Raw genomic sequence first — 12,303 nt, forward strand, 5'->3', positions numbered from 1 at the left:
GACTGTGTGCGAGTGGCTGATTTTACGTTTGCCCGTGCGAATGTCCCCGCTGAGCAGCGGCACCCTTTTTCATGAATTATTAGAATTGCGATGCAACCCACCGACACCGCCCAAGGCCTCTACCGCCCCGAATTTGAGCACGATGCCTGCGGGACCGGTTTCATCACCCACCTCAACGGCCGCAAGACGCACCAGACCGTCGTCGATGCGCTGACCATGCTCGAAAACATGGAGCACCGCGGGGCCTGCGGCTGCGATACCGACTCCGGCGACGGGGCCGGCCTGCTCATCCAGATTCCGCACTGGTTTCTGCTCGAAGAGTGCACCGCCCTGAGCATCCGCCTGCCTGAGCCGGGCAGTTACGGCGTGGGCACCGCCTTTTTGCCGAAAGACGAAGCTCTGCGCGCCGCCTGCCACGACGTGATAAATGGCGCAGCGGCGCGGCTGGGCTTCCCGCTGCTGGGCTACCGGCCCCTGCCGGTGAACCCGGCCGGCATCGGCCCCACGGCGCTGGCCGCCGAGCCGGTGATGGAGCAGGTATTTTTCGGCCGCCCGGCCGGCATCGTCACCGCTGAAGACTTCGAGCGCAAGCTCTACGTACTGCGCCGCCTGATTTTCAAGACGGTGCGCGAGACGGTGCCGGCCGCGATGGACGTGTTCTACTTCGCCTCGCTCTCCTGCAAAACCATTGTTTATAAAGGCCAGCTCACTACTTACCAGGTGCGCGGATACTTCCCCGACCTCAGCGACGAGCGGGTGGTGTCGGCCTTCGGGTTGGTGCACTCGCGGTTTTCCACCAACACCTTCCCGAGTTGGAAGCTGGCCCAACCCTTCCGCTTCCTGGCGCATAATGGCGAAATTAACACCCTACGCGGGAATCTGAACTGGTTTTACGCCGGCCTGCGCAACTACGTGTCGCCCTACTTCTCGGCCGAGGAGATGGACATGCTACTGCCGGTGGTCGATGCCGGGCAGTCGGATTCAGCCTGCCTCGATAACGTAGTGGAAATCCTGCTGCACTCGGGCCGCCCGCTGCCGCACGTGATGATGATGCTGGTGCCCGAGGCCTGGGACGGCAACACCCAGATGGACCCGTTCAAAAAAGCCTTCTACGAGTTCCACGCCACCTTTATGGAGCCCTGGGACGGCCCGGCCGCCCTCATTTTCACCGACGGCCAGCAGATTGGGGCCATGCTCGACCGTAACGGCCTGCGCCCCCTGCGCTACCTCGAAACCACCGACGGCCGCGTGCTGGTGGCCTCCGAGGCCGGCGTACTCCATATCGACCCCGCCACCGTGGTGCAGAAAGGCCGCCTGCAGCCCGGCAAGATGCTGCTCGTGGATACCGTGGCCGGCCGCATCATTACCGACGAGGAGCTGAAGGCCCAGGCCGCCGGCCGCCAGCCCTACGGCGCGTGGCTGAACGAGTACCAGATTCGCCTGGAAGAGCTGCCCGAGCCCCGCCAGATGTTCACGGACCTGGCCGCCGACGCGGTTTTCAAGTACCACCAGGTGTTCGGCTACACCCGCGAGGATATTGATGCGCTGATTACGCCGATGGCCTTGGACGCCAAGGAACCCATCGGCTCGATGGGCGTGGACGTGCCCCTGGCGGTGCTCTCCGACCAGCCGCAACACCTGAGCAGCTACTTCAAGCAGTTTTTCGCGCAGGTCACCAACCCGCCCATCGACCCCATTCGGGAGCGGCTGGTGATGAGCCTGGCCACCTTCCTGGGCAACAACGGCAACATTCTGGACGAAGACAAGCACCACTGCCACTGCGTGGCCCTGCGCCAGCCCATCCTGAGTAACCACGAGTTGGAAAAGCTGCGCAGCATCGACACCGGCATGTTCAATGCCAAGACGCTGCAAACCTATTTCAAGGCCGACGGCCTGCCCGGCTCCCTGGAGCGCGGCCTCGCCCGCCTCTGCCGCTACGCCGAGGACGCAGTGAACGACGGCTTCGAGGTACTGATTCTATCGGACCGCGCCGTGGACTCCGAGCACGCGCCCATTCCATCGCTGCTGGCCGTTTCGGCGGTGCATCACCACTTGATTAAGCTCGGTTTCCGGGGCTCGGTAGGGCTGGTGGTGGAGGCCGGCGACGTGTGGGAAGTGCACCATTTCGCCTGCCTGCTCTCCTTCGGGGCCACGGCCATCAACCCCTACCTGGCCCTTTCCACGGTGCGGACCATGCGCGAAGCGGGCCACCTGAACACCTCCCTCGACCAGTCGCAGCTCACCTACAACTACATCAAAGCGGTGTGCGACGGGCTGCTGAAGATTTTCTCGAAGATGGGAATTTCGACTTTGCAGAGCTACCACGGCGCGCAGGTGTTCGAGATTCTGGGCATCAACCAGGCCGTGGTGGATGCGTATTTCTGCGGCGCGGTCACGCGAATTGGCGGGCTGGGGCTGGATGAAATTGCCCGCGAAACGCTGTACAAGCACTTTCAAGGCTTCAAAACCACGACGCCGGAGGAGCAGACGCTGCTGCCCGACGGTGGCCTCTACCACTGGCGGCGGCGCGGTGAGGCCCACATGTTCAACCCCGAAACGGTGCACCTGCTCCAGCTTGCCACGCGCACCAACAACTACGCGACATATCAGCGCTACGCCCGGCTGATTAATGAGCAGACCCGGCAGATGTTCACCCTGCGCGGGCTGCTGGATTTTGCGCATCATCGCGAGGCCATTGCCCTTGACGAAGTAGAGCCGGCCGAAAATATCCTGAAGCGCTTTGCGACCGGGGCCATGTCGTTTGGCTCGATTTCGCACGAAGCGCACAGCACGCTGGCCATTGCCATGAACCGCATCGGCGGCAAAAGCAACACCGGCGAGGGTGGCGAGGACCCTATGCGTTACGAAAAGATGGCGAACGGCGACTCCATGCGCTCGGCCATCAAGCAGGTGGCGTCGGCCCGCTTCGGTGTCACGGCCCACTACCTGACTAACGCCGACGAGCTGCAAATCAAGATGGCCCAGGGTGCCAAGCCCGGCGAGGGCGGCCAGCTCCCCGGCCACAAGGTGGACGAGTGGATTGCCAAGGTGCGCCACGCCACGCCCGGCGTGGGCCTGATTTCGCCCCCGCCCCACCACGACATCTATTCCATCGAAGACCTGGCCCAGCTCATCTTCGACCTGAAAAACGCCAACCGCGCCGCCCGCATCAACGTGAAGCTGGTGAGCAAGGCGGGCGTGGGCACCATCGCGGCGGGCGTGGCCAAGGCGCACGCCGACGTGATTCTCATTGCCGGCTACGACGGCGGCACGGGGGCCTCGCCCATCAGCTCCATCAAGCACGCCGGCCTGCCCTGGGAGCTGGGCCTGGCCGAAGCCCACCAGACCCTGGTGCAGAACCAGCTCCGCAGCCGTGTGGTGCTGCAAGCCGACGGCCAGCTGAAAACCGGCCGCGACCTGGCCGTAGCCGCCCTGCTCGGGGCCGAAGAATGGGGCGTGGCCACGGCCGCGCTGGTGGCCGGCGGCTGCGTGATGATGCGCAAATGCCACCTCAACACCTGCCCCGTGGGCGTGGCCACCCAGGACCCGGAGTTGCGCAAGCTATTCACCGGCCAGCCCGAGCACATCGTGAACCTGTTCCGCTTCCTGGCCGAGGAGTTGCGCGAAATCATGGCTGAGCTGGGTTTCCGTACCATCAACGAAATGGTGGGCCGCCCCGAGTTTCTGAAAGTGCGCGAAGGCATCACCCACTGGAAAGCCCGCCATTTGGACCTAAGCGGCATGCTGCACCCCGCCGCCAACATCTCCGGCGGCACCTTGTATCAGAGCGAAGCGCAGGACCACGGCCTCGATAATATTCTCGACTGGCGGCTGCTGGAACACGCCCAGCCGGCCCTGAATGAGCAGACTCAGGTATTCGGCGAGTTTGAGGTGCATAACACCGACCGCACCATCGGCACGCTGCTTTCCAATGAGATTGCCAAGCGCTACCACGCCGCCGGCCTGCCCGACAACACGATTAACTACCGCTTCCGCGGTTCGGCGGGGCAGAGTTTCGGCGCGTTCAGCGTAGCGGGCCTGTCATTCGCGCTCGAAGGCGAGGCCAACGACTATGTGGGCAAGGGCCTGAGCGGGGCGCAGCTGGCTATTTTCCCCGATGCCACGGCCACCTTCGTGCCCGAAAACAACATCCTCATCGGCAACGTGGCGCTGTACGGAGCCACCTCGGGCGCGCTGTTTGTGCGCGGGCAGGCCGGCGAGCGGTTCGCGGTGCGCAACTCCGGCGCTACGGCCGTAGTCGAAGGCGTGGGCGACCACGGCTGCGAGTACATGACGGGCGGCCGCGCCCTCATCCTGGGCCAGACGGGCCGCAACTTCGCCGCCGGCATGAGCGGCGGCATCGCCTGGATTTACGACCCCAACGGCACCTTCCCCGAAAACTGCAACCCCGAAATGGTTGAGCTCGACCCGCTCGACGCGGAGGACGAGGACCAGATTCAGGAGCTGCTGCGGCAGCATATGGAGCTGACCGGCAGCCAAGTGGCGGCCTTCCTGCTGGGCAACTGGGCGGAGGAAGCCGGGAAGTTCGTGAAGGTGTTTCCGAGCGAGTACAAGAAGGTGCTGGCGAAGGCACGGTACGCGACGGTGGGGTAACGGCCCGAATGGCGGGCGCACCGCTGGCGCGCGTCTATGACGCGTGCCGACTGGATTCGAGCCTGTGGCTCGCTCCAGAACAACCGTTACAACGCCCCGCGCCCGCGCCATTCAATACCCGAGCCACAGGCTCGAACCCAATCGGCACGCGTCATAGACGCGCGCCAGCTTTATGAATAAAACCACTACCAACCATGCCCAACCCCACCGGTTTCAAAGAATTCTCCCGCGAGCTCCCTTCCAAAGCCACCCCGCAGGAGCGCATCTCCCACAACCGCGAGTTTGTGGGCACCTACGCCGAAGACCAGCTCACCCGGCAGGCCGCCCGCTGCATGGATTGCGGCATTCCGTTCTGCCACTCGGGCTGCCCGCTGGGCAACATCATTCCCGAATTCAACGACGCCGTGCGGGAAGAAAAGTGGGAAGACGCCTACCAGATTCTCAGCGCCACTAATAATTTCCCGGAGTTCACCGGCCGCATTTGCCCCGCGCCGTGCGAGGCGGCCTGCGTGCTCAGCATCCACAGCAGCCCGGTGGCCATCGAGGAAATCGAGAAGCACATCATCGAAATCGCCTTCGCCAAGGGCTACGTGCAGCCCACGGCTCCGCTGCTGAAATCGGGCAAGACGGTGGCCGTGGTGGGTTCCGGCCCGGCGGGGCTGGCGGCGGCCGCGCAGCTGGCGCGGGCCGGCCACACCGTCACGGTATTCGAGCGCGACGACCGGCCCGGCGGCCTGCTCCGCTACGGCATCCCCGATTTCAAGCTCGATAAGTGGGTCATTGACCGGCGCATTCAGTTGCTCGAAGACGACGGCATCGTCTTCCGCTGCGGCGTCGAAATCGGCCGCGACATCTCGGGGGCCGAGCTCACCGCCACCTTCGATGCCGTGGTGCTGGCCGGCGGCGCCAGCGTGCCGCGCGACCTGAACATTCCCGGCCGCGAGCTGCCCGGCATCTACTTCGCCATGGACTACCTCACCCAGCACAACCGCCGGGTGAGCGAATTAGGCATCGAGGACGATGAAATCTGGGTGGAAGGCCAGGATGTGGTGGTGATTGGCAGCGGCGACACCGGCTCCGACTGCGTGGGCACGGCCAACCGCCAGCGGGCCCGCTCGGTCACGCAGTTTGCTCTCATGCACCAGCCCGGCACTGAGCGCCCCGCCCACACGCCCTGGCCGCAGGAGCCCCACATTTTCCGCAGCAGCACCTCGCACGAGGAAGGCTGCCAGCGCTACTGGGGCATCAACACCAAAGCGTTTTTAGCTGATGAGGCCGGCAACCTCCGCGCCCTGCTCGTGAGCGACGTGACCTGGGAAACAGACGTCATGGGCCGCCGCATCCGCTTCGAGGAAGTGCCCGACTCCGACCGCGAAATCCCCTGCCAGCGCGTGCTGCTGGCCCTGGGCTTCACCGGCCCCCGCATAACCGGCCTGCTCACCGAACTAGGCGTGGCCCTCGACGAGCGCGGCAACGTGCGCGCCGACGAACAAGCCTACCGCACCTCCCGCCCCAACGTGTTCGTGGCTGGCGACATGCGCCGCGGCCAGTCGCTGGTCGTCTGGGCCATCTCGGAAGGCCGCGAGGCGGCGCGGGAAGTCGACGTGTTCCTGACGGGTAAGACGGCCCTGCCGAGCAAGAATGCGGTGGGGATGTTTGCGTGAGAGCTTATCACTGAATGGGATTAAAACCCATATCTATTAATTAGCGCTAATAGCTTGCTGTTGGCAATTTTCAATGATAAGTTGCCGGTTGCGCTCCGCATTTTTTTCTCGCATTAGGGCGAATGTGCGCGCTACGCCATACTCGTCACAATTACGAACAATGGCCAGCTTAGAACTATCGAAAGAGCAAACTAAGCCAGACCGCCTATCAAAGAATATGCGCAATGGCAGCGGGGAATGTCCTTCACGGCCTTTATCCCTGTCGATATAATCAACGAAAGCGCTTACTTGGCCTTTATGGGTAAATACCAATCGCACACAATCGTCCCGAAAATCCGGCCCATTCCAAGAACATCCAGTGACGTACAAAATGACATCTCGGGTATTGTTGTCTGAATCATCATAGAAATAATAGAGACTGTCCCAAGCAAAACCAGTCATTCTAGCTACGTCAATGACTTTGTAATCTCCAAGATTACGGCCTACAGCTTGAACTACCGTTTGGAATTTATTAGCAAAAGCTGGTGCATTTGTCCATTCTTCCTCTTGTTTAACGCAGGCTGGAGAAATACAAAGCAACAGGCAAATCGAAAGGTATTTCAGTCGCATTAGTCACAGTATTTAGCCCCTATCTTTGAAATACTCGCGTTTGGTATGTCCCCTAGCCCAACGGCACTCTTTGTAAAAAGAGAAGCCCGGCTGCCTAGGAACAGTCGGGCTTCGAGAAGTGTGGGGGTTATGAAGCAACCCTTTACTTCTTGGCAAAGATGAAAAAGGACAGCGCGAAAAAACTACTTCAAACGGTCTGCAAAGCTGTTTTGATTGGAGTGGCCAGCGGAGTAGGTAAGGCAATTGGCCTTTTCTTGCTCACGCAGCTGCTTCGGTAGTTGGTAAGGCAGTCGGGTCGTGCGCCTGGCTGCCTTATTTTTTACAACCTTGATGTAAATATACACGGCCGGCCAACAATTAGTTATGAAGGCGAGCCGTACAATTTCTTTTTTGCGCCCAGCCTCAATATGCCCGGTTCGCGCCCGCCACCAAATACAGCGGGTCATCCTCAATATTCACATCAACAAGCGCCCCCGCGTTGCCCAGTAGCTGGCGGCAGTCGGGGCTGAGGTGGCGTAGATGCAGGGTTTTGCCGGCGCGGTGGTAGCGCTCGGTGAGCTTGTGAAGGGCGTCGAGGGCCGACATATCGGCCACCCGGCTTTCGCGGAAATCCACGATGACTTCGGCCGGGTCGGTGGCCACGTCGAACTTCTCGCCGAAGGCCTGCACCGAGCCGAAGAAGAGCGGCCCGTAGATTTCGTAGTGCTTCACGCCGGCCGCGTCTATGTGGTGGCGGGCCCGGATGCGCTTGGCATTCTCCCAGGCAAAGGCCAGCGCCGACACCACCACGCCCAGCAGCACGGCCAGCGCCAGGTTCTGCGAAATGGCGGTTACGGCCGTCACGAGCAGCATTACCAACACGTCGGTGAGCGGCATACGGCGCAGGATGCGCAGGCTGGCCCACTCAAACGTGCCGATGACCACCATAAACATCACGCCCACCAGCGCGGCCAGCGGGAGCCGCTCAATTACGGGCGCGCCCACCACCACGAACAACGCCAGCGCCACGGCCGACACCACGCCCGAAAGCCGCCCGCGCCCGCCGGACTCCAGGTTCACCATCGTCTGCCCAATCATGGCGCAGCCGCCCATGCCGCCCGTCAGGCCCGAGGCCACGTTGGCCAGGCCCTGGGCCACGCAGTCCTGGTTGCCCCGGCCGCGCGAGTCGGTCATCTCATCCACCACGGTGAGGGTGAGCAGGCTTTCGGTGAGGCCCACCAGCGCCATGATGATGGAATAAGGCAGCACAAGGGCCAGCGTGGCCCAGCTCAGCGGCACCTGCGGCAGGTGCAGCGTGGGCAGCCCGCCCGCGATGGAGGCAATGTCGCCTACGGCCTTGGTTTGCAGTCCGCCAAAAATGACCAGCGCCGACACCGTCACAATGGCCACCAGCGAGGCCGGCACCGCCTTGGTGAGGCGGGGCAGGAAATACACGATGGCCATGGTGAGGGCCACCAGCCCGGCCATCAGCAGCAGGGGCGTACCCATGAGCCAATGCTCGGCCCCGGCCGCGTCGCGCACCTTAAACTGCTCCAACTGCGCCATAAAGATGATAACGGCCAATCCATTAACGAAGCCATATACCACCGGCTGCGGCACCAGTCGGATAAACTTGCCCAGCCGCAGCAGCCCGATGGCAATCTGAATCAGGCCCATCAGCGCCACGGCCACAAACAGGTATTCGACGCCGTGCTGCGCCACCAGACTCACAATAACGACGGCCACCGAGCCGGCCGCGCCGGAAATCATGCCCGGACGGCCACCGAAAACACTCGTAATCAGGCAAATAATAAACGCTGAGCCAATGCCCACCAACGGGCTGATGTGGGCCAGCAGCGCAAACGCCACCACCTCGGGCACCAGCGCCAGCGCGGTGGTGAGGCCGGCCAGGATTTCGTTTTTAGCGTTGCGTCGGTACTGTGATAAATAGGAAGAAACAGAAGTCATAAACAACCAGGGAAAAGGCAAAAGAAAAGCCGCACGCTTCCGGCGGGAAGCGGCGGCACCAGGGTTTCGGGCCAGTCCTCAGGGTGGGGTGAGCTTGAAAATAGCGGGGATAAAGGAGGGCATATCTGCCTGCAAAGGTAAGGCCGCCAAGTTTAGGGCATAAAACAGAACGTCATGCCTCGACTTCGCTCGGCATGACGTTCTGTATAGGCCGAACGTTCACCTAAAACACCGCTTTCACAATGGCGAAGCGCGGCGCGGTAGCCGTGTACGGGTACAGCACGTAGGCATCGGAGCCGCGCTTGGTGATTGTGGTGGGGCTGACGGCGCCCGTGGCGAAGCTGCCCGTGGCGGTGGTCGTGGCCCAGGCATCGGCGCTGGTCATGCGGTACACCGTGCGCTGGTTGCCGGCCACTACGAGCAGCGTGGTGGGGTCGGTTAGCAGCAGCCCATCGGCCCCCACAAGGCTTTGTGCTTTGCTCACCGTGGTGAAGCCGGCGGGGTTGCTGATGGGCACTTTAAACAGGGTGCCATCGCTGGTTTTGGCTGTGAGCAGGTAGCCATCGGGATGGTACACGATGCCATTCAGGCCGAAGCCAGTACCGCCGCTCAACTGCGCATTCTCCAGAAATACGGTTGCATTACCCTGCAAATCGACTTTGTAGATGATGGGCGACATGCTGTCGGTGATGTAGGCGTTGCCGTCTTTGTCCACGGCAATGTCGTTGGCAAAGTGCGCGCCCGTGGGCCGCAGGCCGCCCAAATCGACGTAGCTGGTGAGCGCGCCGGTGCCGGTATTGAAGATGGCCAGAGCGGCCAGCTTGCCTTTAGTGGGCGCATTCACCACGCTGGGATTGAAGCCGTTGTCGGACACGGCGGCCAGCAGGCGCTGGCGGCCGGCGTCGAGGTTGAGGCCGATGGTAGAAATCAGGCGGGAATCCTTGCCGAACTCCGTGTAGGTGCTGTCGTCGCGCACGGTACCAATGGTGCCCTTGGTGCGGGAGCTCACGTAAAAGCGCTTATTCGCCTCGTCGTACTGAATGCCTTCGGGCGAGAGCGCCGGCTGCGGCACCGAGATGCGAGCAGGCGCGGCGGGCTCGGCCGCCACCAGCTCAGAGTCTTTGGAGCAGCCGGGCAGCAGCCCCAGCAGGCCCGCCGCCAGGGCCGTGAGGCGCACAACGCGCGGCAAAGTAGCCAGCCCGGTCGGGGCCGCAAATGATTGGGTAGTCATAACAAGCAGGAATAATGGTCAATGAATGAGCAGTTTGCTTGTACGAAGCCCAACAGGGCGCGGCTGCCCAAAAAGGAGCTAATTCAGTCTAAACGGCATTAAAAGCGCATTAAAACCCGGCATTCTACTACGCCCGGCCAGCGGCGGCTCGCTTCGGCCCCCTACCCTATCGCCCGCTGCACCCAGGGCTTGAGGCCCGGCACCCGCGCCAGACGCACGGCCGCGTTCACCAGCCACGCTTTGTTGCTGAGGAAGCGCATGAGGCGGTAGCTCTGGGCCAGCTTCCGGCCAATTTTGTCGGCCACCCGCGCATCATATTCCCGCATGAGTTCGGCGCTGAAATCCTGCTTCGCAAAGCAGGCCGCTGCCTGCGTCCCGGCCAATATTCCGCTCTGAATGGCTGTGTCGATGCCGTGGCCCTGCAAGGGGTCGATGAGCGAGGCCGCATCGCCGCAAAGCATAAACCGGCGGCCGCTGATGCTGCGCACCCGCCCGCCCCCCAGCGGCAGGCCAAAGCCCACAATCGGCCCCAGCGCCCGCGCCTGGGCGAAGCGGCCGGCCAGCTCGGGGTGCGTGGCCAGCACCCGCGTCAGCGTTTCCTTCAGGTCTACTTTGTGCTGCGACACGATTTCGGCCAGCATGCCCAGGCCCACGTTGTAGCGCCCCCCGCCCACCGGAAACAGCCACACGTAGCCGGCCAGGTAGTCGCTGCTGAGAAAAAACTCGGTGGTGCCGCTGCTGGCCCCGCCCACGTTTTCGTAGTAGGCCCGCACGCCGGCGCAGTGGTGGGCGCGGTCGAGCGGCGCGGGCAGCAGCTTGCGGCCCACGGCCGAGTTGGCCCCATCGCAGCCGATGACTAGCTGTGCGGTGATTTCGCGGCCCTCGGTGGTTGTCAGGCGGGCGTGGTCGGGCTCGATTTGCAGGGTTTTGAGGCCGGTGTTTTCGAGAATTTCGGTGGCTGAATGCTGGCGCACCAGCGCCAGCAGGGCCGCGTCGAACGTTTCGCGGGGGCTGTTGAAGCTGGGCAGCGTCCATTGCAGCGTGAGGCTGGTGCCGCTGGGAGCCACCAGGCGGGAGTCGCGCACATCATCGCGCGGCTGCAGCTGCCAAAGCGCCTCCACAAACGCCGGGTCGAGCTGGCGCAGGGCTTTGAAGGCCTGGCCGGGAATGGCATCGCCGCACACTTTATCGCGCGGGAACCGGGCTTTATCCAACAGGGCCACGCGCAGGCCACTGTGGCGCAAAGCCAGCGCGCAGGCCGCGCCGGCCGGCCCGGCACCAACGATGGCCACGTCGTAATCAAAGGGGGAAGAAACAGGCACGAGCCCAAAGGTAGCAGCCGCGCCCGGGCAGTGGGCCGCCACGTGGGTGGCCCGGCCACATTTTCGGCGGCTTTGCGTATATTCATCTGCACTTCATTTCCTGGCCTTGACTGCTCTACCGAACATCCTGCTCCCGGCCGATGACGCGGCCCGCCTCCAGGCCCTCAGCCGCTACCAGCTGCTGGACGCGCACCGCGAACAAATTCTCGACGATGTGGTGGCCGCCACGGCCCGGCTCTTCGACGTTTCCACCGCTATGCTCTCCATCGTGGAGAAAGACCAGGTGCTGGTGAAAGCGCCCTACAACCTGCCCGTGCCCATCGAGCGCATCCCCCGCGAGCAAAGCCTGTGCTCAGCCACCATTCTGCAACACGACACGGCCGTGTTCGAAGACCTCGACCAGAAGAGCGCGCCTGGCGTCGATATTTCCCTTATCCTGCAGCTGGGCCTGCATTTTTACGCCGGCCACAACCTGCGCACGCCCGAGGGCTACAACATTGGTACGCTCTGCCTCTTCGATGGCCCGCCCCGGCACTTCCCCCCCGCCGAGCGTCATTTGCTGGCCCAGCTGGCCGGCCTGGTGATGCACCTGCTGGAGCTGCGCCGCATTATGGGGCCCCATTCCGGTCTCACGGCCCTGCTCTGGGGCACCATCTACCGCAGCATGAGCGAGCAGCTGGCGGCGCTCAGCAACCTGACCCGGGACTCCGCTTCGGCGGCCAGCCCCCTTGCCCCGGCCGTGGCCCGGGAAGCGGGCAGCATCGTGGCCAACCTCGACCAGCTGGTAACGGCCACTATGCGACGCCGGTAGCCGCGCTGTTGGGCAGCCGGAGAATTATCCCGGCCCGGTTGGGGTTCACGTAGAAGAAGCCGTAACCCGCCCGGCGCTGCCGCGCAACCCTGAACCCCTGCCCGG

General features: G+C 63.1%; 7 protein-coding genes. 3 read left to right on the forward strand and 4 right to left on the reverse strand.

Annotation, left to right across the window (positions count from 1 at the left end):
* The first annotated feature begins 90 nt into the window (after positions 1 to 90).
* Together gltB and HBN54_RS03860 are read left to right on the forward strand one after the other, a co-directional pair.
* Positions 91 to 4,614, forward strand: coding sequence for a glutamate synthase large subunit (gene gltB, locus HBN54_RS03855; RefSeq protein WP_168671845.1), 4,524 nt, complete (start codon positions 91 to 93; stop codon positions 4,612 to 4,614).
* Between the two features lie 194 nt (positions 4,615 to 4,808).
* On the forward strand, positions 4,809 to 6,278 hold the full coding sequence (locus tag HBN54_RS03860) for a glutamate synthase subunit beta (RefSeq protein WP_168671846.1): 1,470 nt from the start codon (positions 4,809 to 4,811) through the stop codon (positions 6,276 to 6,278).
* Positions 6,279 to 6,314: 36 nt separating this feature from the next.
* On the opposite strand, the gene HBN54_RS03865 is transcribed toward HBN54_RS03860, so the two are convergent.
* The 4 genes from HBN54_RS03865 to HBN54_RS03880 form a co-directional block, all read right to left on the reverse strand.
* Positions 6,315 to 6,887: a hypothetical protein gene (locus tag HBN54_RS03865; RefSeq protein ID WP_168671847.1), complete on the reverse strand. Its 573-nt coding sequence runs from the start codon at positions 6,885 to 6,887 to the stop codon at positions 6,315 to 6,317.
* Positions 6,888 to 7,289: 402 nt separating this feature from the next.
* Positions 7,290 to 8,834 carry a SulP family inorganic anion transporter gene (locus tag HBN54_RS03870; protein WP_168671848.1) on the reverse strand — a complete coding sequence of 515 codons (1,545 nt, stop codon included), beginning with the start codon at positions 8,832 to 8,834 and terminating at the stop codon, positions 7,290 to 7,292.
* A gap of 223 nt (positions 8,835 to 9,057) precedes the next feature.
* Entirely contained in the window at positions 9,058 to 10,065 is a 1,008-nt protein-coding gene (locus tag HBN54_RS03875) for an SMP-30/gluconolactonase/LRE family protein (RefSeq protein WP_168671849.1), read from the reverse strand.
* Between the two features lie 161 nt (positions 10,066 to 10,226).
* Positions 10,227 to 11,387, reverse strand: a complete 1,161-nt coding sequence (locus HBN54_RS03880) for an NAD(P)/FAD-dependent oxidoreductase (RefSeq protein ID WP_168671850.1) — start codon at positions 11,385 to 11,387, stop codon at positions 10,227 to 10,229.
* 106 nt (positions 11,388 to 11,493) lie between these two features.
* Between HBN54_RS03880 and HBN54_RS03885 the strand changes: the two genes are divergently transcribed.
* Complete coding sequence (locus tag HBN54_RS03885; protein WP_168671851.1) at positions 11,494 to 12,198, forward strand: GAF domain-containing protein; 705 nt, start codon at positions 11,494 to 11,496, stop codon at positions 12,196 to 12,198.
* Positions 12,199 to 12,303: the final 105 nt, after the last annotated feature.

It is taken from the genome of Hymenobacter artigasi, assembly GCF_012275535.1.
Taxonomy (GTDB): Bacteria; Bacteroidota; Bacteroidia; order Cytophagales; family Hymenobacteraceae; genus Hymenobacter; species Hymenobacter artigasi.

Excerpts from the sequence above, each read along its gene's own strand:
- HBN54_RS03870 (WP_168671848.1), bottom strand. The coding sequence starts at position 8,834 with ATGACTTCTGTTTCTTCCTATTTATCACAGTACCGACGCAACGCTAAA.
- HBN54_RS03860 (WP_168671846.1), top strand. The coding sequence starts at position 4,809 with ATGCCCAACCCCACCGGTTTCAAAGAATTCTCCCGCGAGCTCCCTTCC.
- gltB (WP_168671845.1), top strand. The coding sequence starts at position 91 with ATGCAACCCACCGACACCGCCCAAGGCCTCTACCGCCCCGAATTTGAG.
- HBN54_RS03865 (WP_168671847.1), bottom strand. The coding sequence starts at position 6,887 with ATGCGACTGAAATACCTTTCGATTTGCCTGTTGCTTTGTATTTCTCCA.
- HBN54_RS03875 (WP_168671849.1), bottom strand. The coding sequence starts at position 10,065 with ATGACTACCCAATCATTTGCGGCCCCGACCGGGCTGGCTACTTTGCCG.